Annotated in this window: 14 protein-coding genes; 3 read left to right on the top strand and 11 right to left on the bottom strand. The window is 70.1% G+C overall.

Annotation, left to right across the window (positions count from 1 at the left end; all coding sequences use genetic code 11):
* Window positions 1–14: 14 nt before the first annotated feature.
* Entirely contained in the window at window positions 15–896 is an 882-nt protein-coding gene (locus tag AC3WLN_RS10220) for an AraC family transcriptional regulator (protein WP_492480925.1), read from the top strand.
* A gap of 103 nt (window positions 897–999) precedes the next feature.
* Here AC3WLN_RS10220 and AC3WLN_RS10215 read toward each other — a convergent pair whose 3' ends face one another.
* From AC3WLN_RS10215 to AC3WLN_RS10190, 6 genes are all read right to left on the bottom strand, one after another.
* Window positions 1,000–1,920, bottom strand: coding sequence for a bestrophin family protein (locus tag AC3WLN_RS10215; protein WP_492480923.1), 921 nt, complete (start codon window positions 1,918–1,920; stop codon window positions 1,000–1,002).
* 82 nt (window positions 1,921–2,002) lie between these two features.
* On the bottom strand, window positions 2,003–2,758 hold the full coding sequence (locus AC3WLN_RS10210) for a glucose 1-dehydrogenase (protein WP_492480921.1): 756 nt from the start codon (window positions 2,756–2,758) through the stop codon (window positions 2,003–2,005).
* A gap of 190 nt (window positions 2,759–2,948) precedes the next feature.
* Window positions 2,949–3,857 carry a LysR family transcriptional regulator gene (locus tag AC3WLN_RS10205; protein WP_492480919.1) on the bottom strand — a complete coding sequence of 303 codons (909 nt, stop codon included), beginning with the start codon at window positions 3,855–3,857 and terminating at the stop codon, window positions 2,949–2,951.
* 97 nt (window positions 3,858–3,954) lie between these two features.
* Window positions 3,955–5,928, bottom strand: coding sequence for an acyl CoA:acetate/3-ketoacid CoA transferase (locus AC3WLN_RS10200; RefSeq protein WP_492480917.1), 1,974 nt, complete (start codon window positions 5,926–5,928; stop codon window positions 3,955–3,957).
* Window positions 5,929–6,247: 319 nt separating this feature from the next.
* Window positions 6,248–7,606: an ATP-binding response regulator gene (locus tag AC3WLN_RS10195; RefSeq protein ID WP_492480915.1), complete on the bottom strand. Its 1,359-nt coding sequence runs from the start codon at window positions 7,604–7,606 to the stop codon at window positions 6,248–6,250.
* On the bottom strand, window positions 7,603–8,787 hold the full coding sequence (locus tag AC3WLN_RS10190; RefSeq protein ID WP_492480914.1) for an FIST N-terminal domain-containing protein: 1,185 nt from the start codon (window positions 8,785–8,787) through the stop codon (window positions 7,603–7,605). Before AC3WLN_RS10190 ends, AC3WLN_RS10195 begins: the two co-directional genes overlap by 4 nt.
* A gap of 162 nt (window positions 8,788–8,949) precedes the next feature.
* Here AC3WLN_RS10190 and AC3WLN_RS10185 point away from each other — a divergent pair, with 162 nt between their 5' ends.
* Window positions 8,950–9,609, top strand: coding sequence for a response regulator (locus AC3WLN_RS10185; RefSeq protein ID WP_492480912.1), 660 nt, complete (start codon window positions 8,950–8,952; stop codon window positions 9,607–9,609).
* Window positions 9,610–9,626: 17 nt separating this feature from the next.
* Here the strand turns inward: AC3WLN_RS10185 and AC3WLN_RS10180 are convergent, their stop codons facing one another.
* The 3 genes from AC3WLN_RS10180 to AC3WLN_RS10170 all read right to left on the bottom strand — a co-directional run bounded on the left by AC3WLN_RS10180 (window position 9,627) and on the right by AC3WLN_RS10170 (window position 10,875).
* Window positions 9,627–10,064, bottom strand: a complete 438-nt coding sequence (locus AC3WLN_RS10180; protein ID WP_492480910.1) for a PRC-barrel domain-containing protein — start codon at window positions 10,062–10,064, stop codon at window positions 9,627–9,629.
* A gap of 108 nt (window positions 10,065–10,172) precedes the next feature.
* Entirely contained in the window at window positions 10,173–10,676 is a 504-nt protein-coding gene (locus AC3WLN_RS10175) for a DUF2721 domain-containing protein (protein ID WP_492480908.1), read from the bottom strand.
* Window positions 10,677–10,749: 73 nt separating this feature from the next.
* A complete protein-coding gene (locus tag AC3WLN_RS10170; protein WP_492480906.1) occupies window positions 10,750–10,875 on the bottom strand; it encodes a hypothetical protein in 126 nt (41 codons plus the stop codon).
* 609 nt (window positions 10,876–11,484) lie between these two features.
* Here AC3WLN_RS10170 and AC3WLN_RS10165 point away from each other — a divergent pair.
* Complete coding sequence (locus tag AC3WLN_RS10165) at window positions 11,485–11,862, top strand: SWIB/MDM2 domain-containing protein (protein ID WP_492480904.1); 378 nt, start codon at window positions 11,485–11,487, stop codon at window positions 11,860–11,862.
* A 94-nt stretch (window positions 11,863–11,956) separates the two neighbouring features.
* Here AC3WLN_RS10165 and AC3WLN_RS10160 read toward each other — a convergent pair whose 3' ends face one another.
* Together AC3WLN_RS10160 and AC3WLN_RS10155 are read right to left on the bottom strand one after the other, a co-directional pair.
* The gene (locus tag AC3WLN_RS10160; protein WP_492480902.1) at window positions 11,957–14,101 is read right to left on the bottom strand and encodes a helicase-related protein; all 2,145 of its coding nucleotides are present in this window, start codon (window positions 14,099–14,101) and stop codon (window positions 11,957–11,959) included.
* Between the two features lie 124 nt (window positions 14,102–14,225).
* On the bottom strand, window positions 14,226–14,729 hold the full coding sequence (locus AC3WLN_RS10155) for a YciE/YciF ferroxidase family protein (RefSeq protein WP_492480900.1): 504 nt from the start codon (window positions 14,727–14,729) through the stop codon (window positions 14,226–14,228).
* Between the last annotated feature and the right edge of the window lie 39 nt (window positions 14,730–14,768).

Genomic DNA, 14,768 nt, shown 5'->3' with positions numbered 1-14,768 from the left:
CGAAGGTTGGGACGATGCGTGCAGCGCTCAGAAACTACCACGCCCGGATGCGCAGGGTGCTGGATCACATCGATCGGCACTTGGACGACGATCTCGGCCTGGAGACGGTCAGCGCCATCGCGGCTTTCTCGAAGTTCCACTTCCATCGGCAGTTCACGGCGACCTTCGGGTTGTCCGTGCACCGCTACGTTCAGCTTGCTCGCATGAAGCGCGCTTCCTACCGGCTGGCCTACAGGGACGCCCAAAGCGTCACTGAAATCGCGATGGATGCCGGCTACGACGCACCAGACGCCTTCGCCCGCGCCTTTCGGCAACGGTTTGGGCAATCGCCGTCGTCCTTCAGCAAGGCTCCCGACTGGGGATCGTGGCTTGCGGCCTTCGGGCCACTCGACAACGCAAGGACCAAGCTCATGCCGAGACCATTCACGCCCGACGATGTGACGATCCGCGACGTACCATCGACGCGGGTGGCGATCATGGAGCACCGCGGTGATCCAGCGGCGCTCGGTACCACCCTTCGGCAATTCATCGAATGGCGGAAGGCCGCTGGCTTGCACCCCGGCACGAACCCGACCTTCAACGTCTGGCGGTCCGAGCGGCGTCCCGCGTCGCCGGCCGACTATCGCGTTGACCTCTGTGTCGGAACCGACCAGCCGATCGCGGCGAACGGGACGCCAATCAGGGTCGGCGAAATCCCCGGCGGACGCTGCGCGGTGCTGCGGGTCGTTGGCAGCACCGACAACCTGGAGCCTCCCGCACGCTATCTCGATCGCACGTGGCTCCCGGCCAGCGGTGAGGAGGCGCGGGATTTCCCGCTCTACTGCCAGCGCCTCTCGTTCTTCCCGGAGGTGCCGGAGCACGAGGCGGTCGCGGAGGTGTTCCTGCCGCTGAAATAACCCTGCGCAAAGGCCGCCTGTCTCGCGTCCCCGGCTGGTTCTGCGCCCCTCCCGGACCTCAGCCGGACCGGGCCGGCACCCTCGGATGCACGCGGCGGCGCCCTCACGTCAGCAGGAAGCGTTCCGGCATCCGGGGCGGCGGCGCGGTCTCACCCAGGGCGTCGAGGACGATGCCGTCGATGGTGTGCAGCAGCGCGTCGAGGGGCAGGTCGTTCGGCGCGAGGCCGAAGGGCTCCTCAAGCTCGTCGCCGAGCGCATCGAGGCCGAAGAAGGTGTAGGCGACGAGGGCCGTCGCCACCGGCGTCGCCCAGCCCAGGGACGCCGCGAGGCCGAAGGGCAGCAGCAGGCAGTAGATCCAGGCCGTGCGGTAGAGGAGCAGGGTGTAGGCGAAGGGCAACGGCGTGTTCTGGATGCGCTCGCACACGACCTGGACCTGCGCCAAGGCGGCGATCTTGTGCTCCAGGGCGGCGAGAAGCACGTCGGTGAGGACGCCCCGGTGATAGGCCTCCGCGAGATCGCCGGTGAGGCCGGCGAGCACCGCATCCGCGGCGCTCGGATGCAGGACCAGCGCAGCTGCTTCGTCGGCGGGAAGCCAGGGCCCGGCGGCCGCACTCGGCGTGCCCCCGCGCAGTTGCGCGTGCAGGGCGTGCGCGAAGGCCGAGAGACGCCGCAGGCAGCGCCCACGCAGGGCCGTCTCGGCCTCGCCGGGCAGCAGGGCATTGACGAGCCGGGCGAGGCCCCGCGCCTCGACCACGAGGCTGCCCCAGGCGCGGCGGCCCTCCCACCAGCGGTCGTAGCAGGCGCTGTTGCGGAAGCTCAGGAAGATCGACAAGGCGATGCCGATCAGGGTGAAGGGCCCGACGCCGGCGGTGATCGGGAACGCCTCGGGCCAGCGCCGCTCCACCGCGACCACGCCCACCGCGATCGCGGTGATCCCCAGGACCTTGAGCGCCACCTGCGGCAGGATCGAGCCCCGCAGGGTGAACAGGATGTCGAAGAGGCTGGGGCGCGAACGGACGATCATCCCACCGTCTTCTCAGGCCGCGGCACACCCCGCAACTGCGCGACCGCCCCTGTCGGACCGATGTGATCCGCGGCCCGGACGCTCAGAGCGACCAGCCGCCATCGACCGAGATCGCGGCGCCGGTGACGAAGGCACCGAGATCGGCACTCATCCACAGCACCGCCTCGGCGATCTCCTCCGGCCGGCCCAGGCGCCCGACCGGCTCCAGGTCGATCGCCTTCCGGAGGTCGCCTCCGGTGAAGCGGTCCATCATCGGCGTCGCGATGTTGCCCGGCAGGACGGCGTTCACCCGGATGTTCGCGGTGGCATAGTCGAGGGCGGCCGACTTGGTGAGGCCGATGACGGCGTGCTTCGAGGCGGCGTAGCCGGCGCCGCCCGCGACGCCGCGGATGCCGGCGCCCGACGCGGTGTTGACGATGACCCCGCCGCCCTGACGCAGCATCTGCGCGATCTCATGCTTCATGCAGACGAAGGTGCCGCGCAGGTTGATGTCGAGGATGCGGTCCCAGTCCTCGAGCGCGATCTCCGCCACCGGCGCGGCGACGTTCTCCACGCCGGCATTGTTGAAGGCGATGTCGAGCCGGCCGAAGGTTGCGACGGTCTCGGCGACCGCCGCCGCGACCTCCTCGGGCCGTGCGATGTCGCAGGCGAGGACCAGCACCTCGGCGCCGGCCTCCCGGACCGCCTCTGCGGTCCTTTGCAGGGCCTCCCTCGACCGGTCGAGGATGGCGACGCGGGCCCCCTCCTCGGCGAAGGCCACGGCGGTGGCACGCCCGATGCCGCTGGCGGCTCCGGTGACGAAGGCGACGCGGCCGGTGAAACGATCGGGACGGGACATGGCGGGACCTTACGGGTTCGGGGAGCTGGGCGCCCCGGATCCGGAGGGTGTCCCGATGGCCGCGTCGCCATCGGCCCCTCGTCCCGGAGCGCCCGCCTGGATTTAGGCGGGGCGGCCGGGGGGCGTGAGCGGGCAGCCCCTCATCGGAGCGATGAGGGGCGTTCATCGTGCCCGGCCGATCAGAGGCATCCTAGAGACCGAGCGGCCGCATCTCGCGGATGAGGGCGATGAGCAGGCGCAGTCCGGTCGGAAGCTGCCGGCGCCCCGGATAATAGAGGTGGAAACCGGCGCCGACCGGGGACCAGTCTCCGAGCACGCACCGGAGCGCGCCCTCGCGGATCAGCGGCGTCACGCAGGGTTCGGGCAGGTAGGCGAGGCCGGCGCCGGCCCGGGCGAGCGCGATGGCGAGGCCGGTATCGTCGAGAGTCAGCGCCCCCGGCACATCGACGGCGACAGCCTCGCCGCGCCGCTCGAATTCCCAGCGATAGATGCGGTCGTCGCCGAGCCGGATGCGAAGGCCGCGATGGGCGAGGAGGTCGTTGGGATGCGCCGGCGTCCCGAAGCGCTCCAGATAGGCGGGCGCGCCGACCACGACCCAGCGGAGGTCGGCGGAAAGGCGCTGGGTGATCATGTCCTCCGGGACCGTGTCGCCGTAGCGGATTCCGGCATCGGCACCCGCTTCGACGACGTCGAGCAGGCTGTTCGACACGCGCAGATCGATGGCGATGCCCGGGTAGCGTTCGAGGAAAACCGGGAGGACCGGACCCAAGAGGAGCGTGCTGGCGTGCTCCGGCACGTTGAGGCGCACGCGCCCGGCCGGCGCGCCGCGATGGCGGTTGAGCGCCTCGATGGCCTGCCCGATCGCCGCGAAGGGTCCGTCGAGGGACGCGAAGAGGTCCTCGCCGGCGGCGGTGAGGGTGACGCTCCGGTTGGTCCGGTTGAGGAGGCGGACGCCGAGCTGCGTCTCCAGGCCCTTCAGGGCATGGCTCAGGGCCGATGCACTGACGCCCAGATCGAGACCCGCCCGCCGGAAGCTGCGATGCTTGGCGATCGCCAGGAAAGCGCCGAGGGCCGGCAGGCTGGGACGAGGGGGCGGCACGGACCGGTTGTGCCGGCGCGGGGACGCCGACGCAAGCACCATGAGCGCGCCTCACCGTGGCGCGATGCCGGCGCCTAGTCCGGCCTCGCGCCCCGGCTCACGCCGCCGAGGCGATGGCCGTCGAGGCGCGGCGGACCTTGCCGGCGCCCTCGAGGAAGGCGTGCGCGTCCTCCTTGCGCTCGAAGACGTGCGGGGCGAGACCGCGGCGGTTGAGGGCCTCCTCCATCTTGAGGCGCAGGAAGGCGCTGGTCGCGTAGCGCGTGGTGGTGAGATAGTAGTTCGCCTGCAGGTATTGGATCATGTGCGCGTAGTCGTCGTACAGGTTCTCGTTGATGCGGAACCCGTCGTGGTTGACGACCGTGTTGACCCGCTGGCCGGCCTTCTTGCAAGCGCCCACCAGCACCATGCGCAGGTCGTCGAGGTCGCTCTTGGCCCGGGCGTGCCAGCCCTCCAGGTTCACGAACAGGATGTTGCGCTCGGAATCGTAGCTCACGCGCTCGGCCAGGTTGAGGTTGAGCAGGTCGGCCAGCAGTTCCATCGGCTCGTCGCGGAACAGGCGCGCGTCCATCGGCATCGGCTGCTTGATGATCGGCCGGAACCCCATGTGGGGTAGGATGTCCCGCTCGATGTCGATGCCCGGCGCCACCTCGATCAGCTCCAGGCCCTCGTCGGTGAGCTGAAAGACGCAGCGCTCGGTGACGTAGATGACCGGCTGCGAGCGCATCTGCGCATAGTGCCCGCTGAAGGTGATCTGCTCCACCTGCGGCAGGAACTTCTGCGAGCGGCCTTCCGTGACGATCCGGAGCTTTCCGTCCTCGATCACGGTCTCCAGGCCGCCCACCGTGAAGGTGCCGGCGAAGACCACGGAGCGCGCGTTCTGGCTGATGTTGATGAAGCCGCCGCAGCCGTTGAGACGGCCGCCGAACATGCTGGTGTTGACGTTGCCGTGCTGGTCGCACTCGGCCAGACCCAGGCAGGTCATGTCGAGGCCGCCGCCGTCGTAGAAGTCGAACATCTGGTTCTGGTCGATGACGCAGTCGGCATTCGTCGCCGCGCCGAAGCTCGACCCGGAGGCCAGCACCCCGCCCACCGCACCGGCCTCGGTGGTCAGGGTGATGTAGGGGGTGACCTTCTCCTCGTTGGCCACCGCCGAGATGCCCTCGGGGGCGCCGACGCCGAGGTTGACGACGCCGTTGGGCGGCAATTCGAAGGCCGCGCGCCGGGCGATGACCTTGCGGGCATCGAGGGGCATCTTCTTCATGCCGCTCACGGGGACGCGGATCTGGCCGGCCAGCGCCGCATCGTGCTGCACGCCGTAGTTCATGCGGTGCATCTCGGGCTCGGCCAGGACGACGCAATCCACCAGGATGCCGGGGACGCGGACGTCCTTGGGCAGCAGGAAGCCGTCGTCGACGATACGCTCGACCTGGGCGATGACGATACCGCCGTTGTTGCGGGCGGCCATGGCCTGAGCGAGGCAATCCAGCGTCAGTGCCTCCTTCTCGAAGGAGATGTTGCCCGACGGGTCGGCGGAGGTGCCGCGGATGAAGGCCACGTCGATCTTGGTGGCGGTGTAGAACAGCCACTCCTCGCCATCGACCTCCACGAGCTTGACGATCTCGTCCTGGGTCACGGTGTTGACCCGGGCGCCGCCGTGGCGCGGATCGACATAGGTGTGCAGGCCCACCTTCGAGAACAGTCCCGGCTGGCCGGCGGCGCAGGCCCGGTAGAGCTGGGAGATCACGCCCTGGGGCAGGTTGTAGCCGAGGATCTTGTTCTCCTGCGCGGCCTTGGCGACCTTCGGCATCCGGCCGAAATTGGCCGCGATGACGCGCTTGAGCAGGCCCTCGTGGTGCAGGCGCCCGGTGCCGAGGCCTTTGCTGTCACCGGCCCCCGCCGTCATGATCAGGGTGAGGTCGCGGGGCGCGCCGGTGTCGACGAAGCGCTTCTCCAGGGCCGCGTGCAGGGCTTCGGGAATACAGCTCTGGACGAAGCCCGTCGTGGTGACCACGTCGTTGTGCCGGATCAGCGCGATCGCCTCGCCGGCCGTGATGACCTTGTTTTTCTTCATGAACCGGGCCGTCCTCCACACCCCAGGCCGACGACGGGCGACAGGTCGGAGCCTGTAGCGGGGCGCATGGGGAAGTCTTGTTCTGGCGGGCCAGGGTAAAGATCACCAGGAATCTCCGCAAGGGCACTTCAAGTGTCGTTGCAGCGCAATTTGATCTTGGTGCAATGCAAATTTTTCAATCGAGGATCAAACTGAACTCAACGCGGGCGGCAGAAGATTTCCCGTTTCTCCCTCCGAGCGCCACCAAAACGGAACGATGCCTCCGGAACGGCCAAGATTATTCAAAATACTCTTTGGGTGCGCCGCGCGGGATATGCCCCTACGCCAGCAAGTAGGTCAGGAGCGCCCGCAACTGGGCCGGCCGGACCGGCTTGTGGACGAGTTGGCCCCCGAGGGCGGCGACCTGCGCCTCGATCTCGGGGGAGTGATCGGCCGTGGTGACGATCACCGGCAGACGGGACCCGGTGCGGTCCCGGAGACGGGTCGCCACGTCGAGCCCGCAGGCGCCGTTGTCGAGATGATAGTCGAGGATGAAGAGATCGGGCGGGCTTAAGTCGGCCGCGCACGCCGCCTCGACCGCGGCGAGGTCGCGGTGGACGGAGACCTCGGCGTCCCAGGCCCGCAGCAGCCGCTCCAGGGCATCGGCCGTGGGCGGGTCGTTCTCCACCACCAAGACCCGCGCGCCCGTCAGCCGGGTCGCCACCGGGACCGCCGGAGCCGCGCGCTCCGGCGGCGTCGGGCTCACCGGCACGGTCAGGGTCATGCGGGTGCCGCGACCGACCCGCGAGGCGAGGGCGAGGGGATGGTCGAGGGCCTGGGCCATGCGGCGCACGATGGAGAGGCCGAGGCCGAGGCCCGGCTCGCCCCCCTCGCCTTCCGCGCCGCCGCGGAAGAATTCCTCGAAGACGAGGTCCTGCTCCGCCGGGGCGATGCCGCAGCCCGTGTCGAGCACCTCGATGCGGCAGGCGTCCCCGCGCCGCCGGACCGCCACCAGCACGCCGCCCTGCCGGGTGTAGCGGATGGCGTTCGAGACGAGGTTCTGCAGGATGCGCTGGAGCAGCATCGGATCGCTGGCCACCACGAGGTCGGGCCCGCGCAGGGCGAGGCGCAGGCCCTTTCGCTCGGCGAAGGGCCGGAAGCTCGCGACGATACCGGAGAGAATCTCGCCGAGGCTCACCGGCTTGATCACCGGGCGCACCACACCGGCATCGAGCTTCGAGATGTCGAGGAGGGTCTTGATCAGGTCCTCGATGATCTGGAGCCCGCGCTCGATCTGGCCCGAGATCGCCGCCGCCTCCGGCCCCAGGGGGAGGTCGGCCAGGGCCGAGGCCGAGAGCCGGGCCGCGTTGAGGGGCTGGAGGAGGTCGTGGCTGGCGGCGGCGAGGAAGCGGGTCTTGGAGCGGTTGGCGTTCTCCGCCTCCTCCTTGGCGGCCACCAGGGCTTCGTTGGAGCGCTCCAGACGGTGCATCAGCCCGGTCAGCTCCTCCGTGCGGGTGCGGACGCGGCCCTCCAGCATGGTGGCGGTCTGGAACAGGGAATAGGCGCCGCCCTGCTGGTCCATGCTGCGCTCGACATGGGCCATCAGGGCCGCGTTGATGCGTTCCAGCTTGGCGATCCGCTGCAGGTTCGCGTCTTCCCCCGCGGCGGGCGGGGCGGCCGCCGACGGCGGGACGATCATGGTCCGGCTCCGCGGTGGCCCGCCTCGCCCGACTCCGGTTCGCCTCGTCCGATCGCGATGCCGGTGAAGGTCTGGTTGAGGTGCATCGACCGGTACTGCTCGCCGTAGGTGTCGAAGCCGACGATGTCGTAGCGCCGGTAGAGGTCGACGATGCCGTGGCGCACCTGCCGGCTCTCGGCGTCGAGGCGGCGCAGCACGCATTCGAACCCGATGACGAGATCGATGCCGCCCAGGGCCGCGTCGAGACGCGCGAGTTCGGCCTCCGTCGCCGCCACGATGTCGCGGGGGCGCGCCAGGGTGAGTACGACCCCCTCGTCGATGGCGCAGAAGAAGCTGAGCGAGCCATCGGCGTTCATGCGCCGGATCGACCGGCAGAAATACTCGCCGCCCACCTTCACCGCGAGGGGATAGGCGGCGAAGCTCATCGGCGAGAGCCGCTCGGGATCGAGGCCCACCGCCATGGCGTATTCGCGCGCCGCCGGCTCGGCGTTGAGCTCGTGCACGGTGCGCTGCTCGTCATCCGATGCGGTGACCACGAACTTCGTGTCGGTGGGCTCGAAATTGTCGCTCTTGAAGATCTGGATCGGGAAATCCGTCTCGACCAGCAGCAGCACGGCGGCGCGCCGGTGGATGCGGCCGTCATGGAGCAGCACGGTCTCGCGGAAGGTGAGGTCGTCCCCCGCCGAGCCACCCACGAGGGGAATGCCGTCGAGGGCCCAGGCAATGGCCGAGACCACCGTCTCCTCCGCGTTGGTGAGCCCGTCGATGAGCGAGAGGGCGAAGCGGCGCCCGGAGGGCGGATCGGCGCCCGCGCCGTCGAGGCTCCGGCGCAGGGCCCGCACGCTGGAGGCGGTCCGCTCCACGTCGAGGTGGTCGATGGCGTCCAGCAGCGTCGAGACGATGCGGAAGCCCGCCTTCGGGAAGGCGATGACGACGAGGCCGCGGTCGAGGCCGCCGGCCGGCGAGATGCCGCCCGACATGGTGCAGCCGGCGATGCCCGCCTCGGGAAAGCGTGCGCAGAGGGCACGATTGAGGGTCTCGACGTCGTAATCCGCCGAGAAGAAGGCCACGATCTGGGCGACGGGGCGCGGGCCGACGGCCGCGCCGATCTCGGCGACCGCCGCCTCGGCCGTGGCGGCGTCCGTCCAGGTCGTCGTGATGCCGCACAGATGCGTGCGCATCTGCGTCCCCCCTGCCACGTCGCGTTCCCCCGCTGTCTCGACGCGGGCCGCACTTGACGCCCGGTTCTACGCGATGACACGAGTATGGCGGTCGGCCGGTACCGGCGCAATGCGGCACCGAACAGCTCCGGGACAGGGGCGCGCGCACCGGGCGGAACGGGCATGCATCTCCTCATCGTCGACGATCATCCGCTGTTTCGCGACGCGCTCGCCAGTGCCGTGGGCCTCGCCTACCCGGACGCGACGCGGCACGAGGCCGACGGCATCGCCGGCGCCTGCGCGGTGCTGGCGGCCCAGCCCGCCATCGAGATCATCCTCCTCGACCTGTCGATGCAGGGCGTCACCGGCTTCGAGGGATTGCTGGCGATCCGGGCCCAGGCGCCGCGGGTGCCGATCCTCGTCGTCTCGGGCCTGGAGGATCCGCGCATCATCCGCGAGGCGCTCGACCACGGCGCGGCCGGCTTCGTGCCGAAGGCCGTCGACAAGGCCACGCTGACGCGGGCCATCGCGGACGTGCTGGCGGGAGGCCTCTCGGTGCCGGCCAGCCTGACGAGCGGGACGCTCGCCCCCCCATCGGCCCGCAAGGCGCCAATCGCCGAGCGGGTCGCGAGCCTGACGCCCCAGCAGGTACGGGTGCTCGTGATGATCCGCCAGGGCAAGCTCAACAAGCAGATCGCGCACGAGCTTCAGGTCGGGGATTCCACCGTGAAGGCGCATGTCTCCGAGATCCTGCGCAAGCTCGAGGTGATCAGCCGCACGCAGATCGTCATCGAGACGGCGCTCCTCGACTTCGACCGGATCCTGGCGCGGCCCGAGAGCTGAAGCCCCCCCTCGGCGCCTCAGGCGGTGGGCACCTTCGCGCCACCGTAATGGCCATCGACGCGCTCGCCGAAGGCCGGATCGGCGAAGGGGTCCTCGCCGGGGCCATGGGTCGGCGCGCCCGCCAGGGTGTCGCGGTCGATGTCGACGATGTAGCCGCCGAGCTCGACGCTGTAGGTCAGCGCCCGCCAGGGCACGGGATGGTAGCTCTCGCCGAGACCGAGGAAGCCGCCGAACGCGATGACGGCGTAGGCGACCTGGCCCGAGACCTTGTCGACCATGAAGTTGTAGACCGTGCCGATCGACTCGCCCTCGCGGCTATAGGCTGCCGTGCCCTCGACCTTGTTCGAGGCGATCAGGCGCCGGGTCTCGTCGATGGCGACGCCCTCGGCCGAGGGATCGAGCTCCATGGAGCCGGCCGGGCGGATGCTGCGCTCGTTCGGGAGGTCCGTCGGCATGCGCATTCCTCTTGGTGGATGGAATCTTGAGGATGGGTTCGGCGACCCGGGGGCGCCGCGCGCGGCGCCAGACCGGACAAGCCCGCGAGCCGCGCAGGGGTTCCGGCCTTACGCCCGCTCGTCCACCGGCACCCCGGTCTCTTCGGCCACCTCGATCTGGCGCACGGCCACCCACTGGCGCATGCCGCGGCTCGCCAGGAGCATCTCGAAGCCGAACACCATCAGGGCGCTCAGGGTGCAGAGGATCGCGAGGCCGAACAGCACGAACAGGATGTCGGCCACGGTGGCGTCGCGCAGGGCTCCGACGAACAGGGTCAGCACCGCCCCGCAGGTGGCGACCCCGCCGAGCGCCCCGAGGATCACGGCGGCGTCGAGGGCGAGGGAGCGCCGGCGCAGGGCGTTCATGCGGCGGGCGAGGCGGACCTGTTCGTGACCGGAGGCGCCGTCGATCGCCTGGGAGATGCGCTCGGCCTGGTCGGCCACCCGGGCGAGGCGGGTACCGAACACGTTCAGAAGCGTGGCGATGCCCGAGAGCAGGAAGACGGGCGTCAGCGCGATCTGGATGATGTGGGCTGTGCTGTCGAGGGACGAGGCGACGGAGTTGTCGAACATGCAGGAGCGATCGGGACCGGGAAGGAACCCTGGCGCAACGCTTCGAGGCGGCGGCCGGTTCGGGCGCCGGCCGTCAGATCAGGCCGGCATCGACGCGCGCGGCCGTCGCGGGTTCGGCCTCGATCGAGACCAGCGTGCCGAGGCCGATGATGAGCGCGACGGCGGCACCCAGCGAGAGCGTGAACGCGATGAGGATCATGCCCGCAGCGTCGCCGATCGCCCTTAAGGTTCGATGATGCCTCCGGCCCGGCCCTGTCCCGAATTCGATCGCCCGGCCGCCGACCGGGCCTTGAAGCCGGCGGGCACCTCGTTATTCCCTTCAATTCTTCGTCGTGGGTCGAAATTCTTGATCGCAGCGCGAAATATTTGATCGGATGGGGGCGCCCTTCAGGACCGGGCGCGCGCGCGGGTCTGCATCGCCCCGGCGCGACGCGGTCCGAGCGGGCGAAGCGGGCGCGTCTCCGCCCGGGCCGAGACGGGCGCCTCGGCGGCGGCGGCGGCTTAAACTCCTGATCCACACCGCTTTTCCGGAGGCCGGCCTGTGTCGTCGCGCCGTCGGCCCACGTCGATGCCGTCGCGAAGTACAGTGCGGGGCCGATCAAGTTCAGGGCCAAGTCGTGGGCCTTCGATCTCGGCGCGGGGTCGCCTCGTCCGCACACGGCGCCCCGCGCCTGTGGATGACGGGCTGGCCGCGGGCGGTTTCCCCTTGGAACGCTCGCGGCACCGCTTAGTTGTTGCAGCTATGCGCTGCGAGGCCACCGGCCGTGGGCGTACCGGCGCTCACCGTCGACATCCGGAGGAAGACCCCATGGCAAAGAGCACCACCAAGACCGCCGAGAAGGCCGCCCCGAAAGCCGCTCCCAAGGCGGCCCCGAAGGACGCCGAGAAGCCCGCCGCCAAGGGCAAGAAGGTCGCTGCGCCGAAGGGCGACGGCGCCAAGCCCAACGCGCTGCAGCAGCCGCTGAAGCCCTCCTCGGAACTCGCCGCCGTCGTCGGCGATGCCGCCCTGCCGCGTGGCGAGGTGGTCAGCAAGGTCTGGGAATACATCAAGAAGCACAACCTCCAGAATCCCGAGAACAAGCGCGAGATCCTGGCCGACGACAAGCTGAAGAAGGTCTTCGGCAAGGACAAGTGCACCATGTTCGAGATGAACAAGCACCTGGCCGCCCACCTCAAGTCGGCCTGAGCGAAGCTTATCGCGCGCAGAACCCGGATCGGCGTCGGGGAGGGATCGTCCCTCCCCTGGCCCACCGGTCGTCCCGGCCCGCCTGAGGCAGACATCAGCCCCGTGTGCCGGCCCGCCGCGTCCGACGCTCGACCTTGCGGGTCGCCGTCTCCCGGAGATGGCGCTCGATCTCACCGTTGGCGCGGGCCCGCATCGTGCGCATGGCCTCGGCGTCGTCGAAGGTCTCGGGAAAGCGCCGGGACAGCCAGAGATAGGCGCTGGCGAGCTTCACCGTCCGTTCCTGGTAGTCCAGTTCCCCCGCGAGGTTCGCCCGCAGGGCCGGCACCGTGGTGTCCGCTGCCCGGGCCTGGGTCCAGCGCTCCAGCATGCCGAGGGAGACGGGGTCGCGCCGATCCACCGGGCAGACCGAGAAGGCGAACTTCTCCGCGATCGGCAGCCGCGCCTTGTCCACCACGCGGGCGATCTCCAGGATCTCCTCCAGGGCGGAGGGCTGGAACGGCGAGCCGGCATAGAAGGTGGCGCGGGCGAAGTGCGCCAGCACCTCGCGCAGGCTGTCGGTGCGCATCTCCTCGGCCACGGAATTGATCGCGATGAGGTCGGGGCGCACGAAGAAGCGCGTATCGGCGGCCGGGGCCGTGGGTGCGCCGGCCAGCGCGGCCCGGATCGGCTCCAGCCCGGTCTCGTCGATCGCGGCGACGTAGCCCTCGTCCTGGTGCCCGAAGCGGCCGGCGCGGCCGGCGATCTGGCGGATCTCGGAATTGGTCAGCGCCCGCTCGCCGACCCCGTCCCACTTGCGCACCGCCGAGAAGACGATCCGCTTCAGGGGGCCGAGATTGAGGCCCATGCCGATGGCGTCGGTCGTGACGAGGACATCGGCCTCGCCGGCCCGGAAGCGCGCGGCCTCGGCGCGCCGCACCTCGGGCGAGAGTGCGCCGTAGATCGTCGCCACCCGGTGGCCGGCCGCCACCAGGATCTCGCGGTTCTCGTGGACGGACCGGCGCGAGAACGCCACCACCGCGTCGCCCGGCATCACCTTCTCCAGGGGGACGGGCGTCTCCTGCAGCACCAGCGGCGTCTTGCGCACGAAGGTGACGACCTCGAGGGACTCGTTGGCGGCCTCCGCGGCGCGGCGCACGGCGGCCAGCGCATCGTCCGAGCCGCAGACCACCACCGTATGGGCGGCCACGCCGAACAGGGCATTGGTCCAGGCCCAGCCCCGGTCGGGATCGCCGATCATCTGGATCTCGTCGATCACCGCCACGTCGACGGGCCGGGTGAGGTCGGCGGTCTCGATGGTGCGGGCGGTGTGGGTCGGATTGAGGTCGCCCAGCGTCTCCTCGCCCGTCACCATGCCGGCGCGCAGGCCGCGCTCGGCCAGGGCCTCGTAGTTTTCGAGCGCCAGCAGGCGCAAGGGGGCGAGGTAGGTGCCGGTGGGGGCGGCACGCAGCATCTCCAGGGCCGCGTAGGTCTTGCCGGAATTGGTCGGCCCCATATGGAAGATGATGCGCCGGCCGAGGCGCCGGGCCGCGGTGAATTTCTCGATATAGGCCCCGAAGCCGACTTGGTCGCGCAGGCGGCGCAGGCGCGAATCCTCCCGCGCCACGCTGCGGGCGCGGGCGCGCACGCCCTTCAGGGTGTCGGTGAGCGACTGGTTGAGGTTCGGCGAGAGCAGGAAGGCACGCGAGCGCAGCGACCGGTCGAGATGGTCGATATAGGTGGCGGCATCGGCGCCGACCTCGCGCAGATCCTCGGCGACCTGGTCGCGCAACCGCTCCACTGCACGGCGAAGGGACTTGGCGGTGCGTAACTGGGTCTCGGCGACGGCCGCCCGCAATTCCTCAAGGCGCCAGTTCGGATCGTTGCGGTAGGCCATGCCGGAGAGGATGCCGGCGATCGCGGTCTCGGGTGTCGCGTCGATCCGCAGGTCGAGGCGCCCGCCATCGAGGACGGGGATCAGGGTCCGGATGGTCCAGGCGATGCCGCCGTCGCGCATCACCGCGGCGCGCAGGGCCGGCACCGCCTTCTTCACGGCCGTGGCGCCACCCTCGGCGAAGGCCCGCCGTGCCCTCAGCTCGCGCAGCGCCTTGGCGACCACCGCATCCTCGACGAGACCGCCATAGTCGGGCAGGCCGAGATGGAGCCGCAGGGCATCCACCTCGACGCTCCGGGGCGGCAGGCCGAGGCGGACCGTTGCCTCCAGCAGGATCTCGTTCGTCGGTCGCGCGCGCTTGCGGGCCATGGGCCTCTCGTCGGGGGGTCTCGATCCGCCGCGGACGGACGACCGGGCCGCGCCAGGGTGCGCGGGACGCGGCCCAAAAAGCAACGGCTCCGATCAGCGCAACGACGAGCGCCTCCGGTCGGAATCAGGCCGCGCGCTGATTCACCTGCCGCTCCGCCAGGGCGGTCAGCAGGTGGTCGGTCGCCTTTTCCTCGTCGAGGTTCTGCTGGAGGACACCGGCGCAATCGTCCCGCCCCAGGCGCTTGGCCCAAGCGATCAGGGTGCCGTAGCGGGTGATCTCGTAATGCTCCACAGCCTGGGCCGAGGCCGCGAGGGCGGCGTCCAGCACGTCCTTGTCGGCGATCTCGCCGGCGAGCTCGTTCGCCTCCTCGATGATGCCGTCGATCGCCGGGCAGGTGACTGCCTTGGGGCTGTGTCCGTGCATCTGGAAGACCTTTTCCAGGCGCTGGATCTGGGTTTCGGTCTGGCGCAGGTGGGTCTCGAAACCCTGCTTCAGTTCCGGATGGGTCGCCTTACCGATCATCTTGGGCAATGCCTTCGTGATCTGGTGCTCGGCATAGTAGATGTCCTGAAGCGTGTGCACGAAGAGGTCGTCGAGCGTTTTGATATCGCGGGTGAACAGGCCCATGGCTGCCTCCACTGGCATCCTCGATGCGGAATCGAAGGG

The sequence above is a fragment of the Methylobacterium sp. FW306-05-D genome (genome assembly GCF_058782155.1).
Note: the sequence above shows the minus strand (reverse complement) of the source record. Positions and strands in the feature narration are given on the sequence as shown.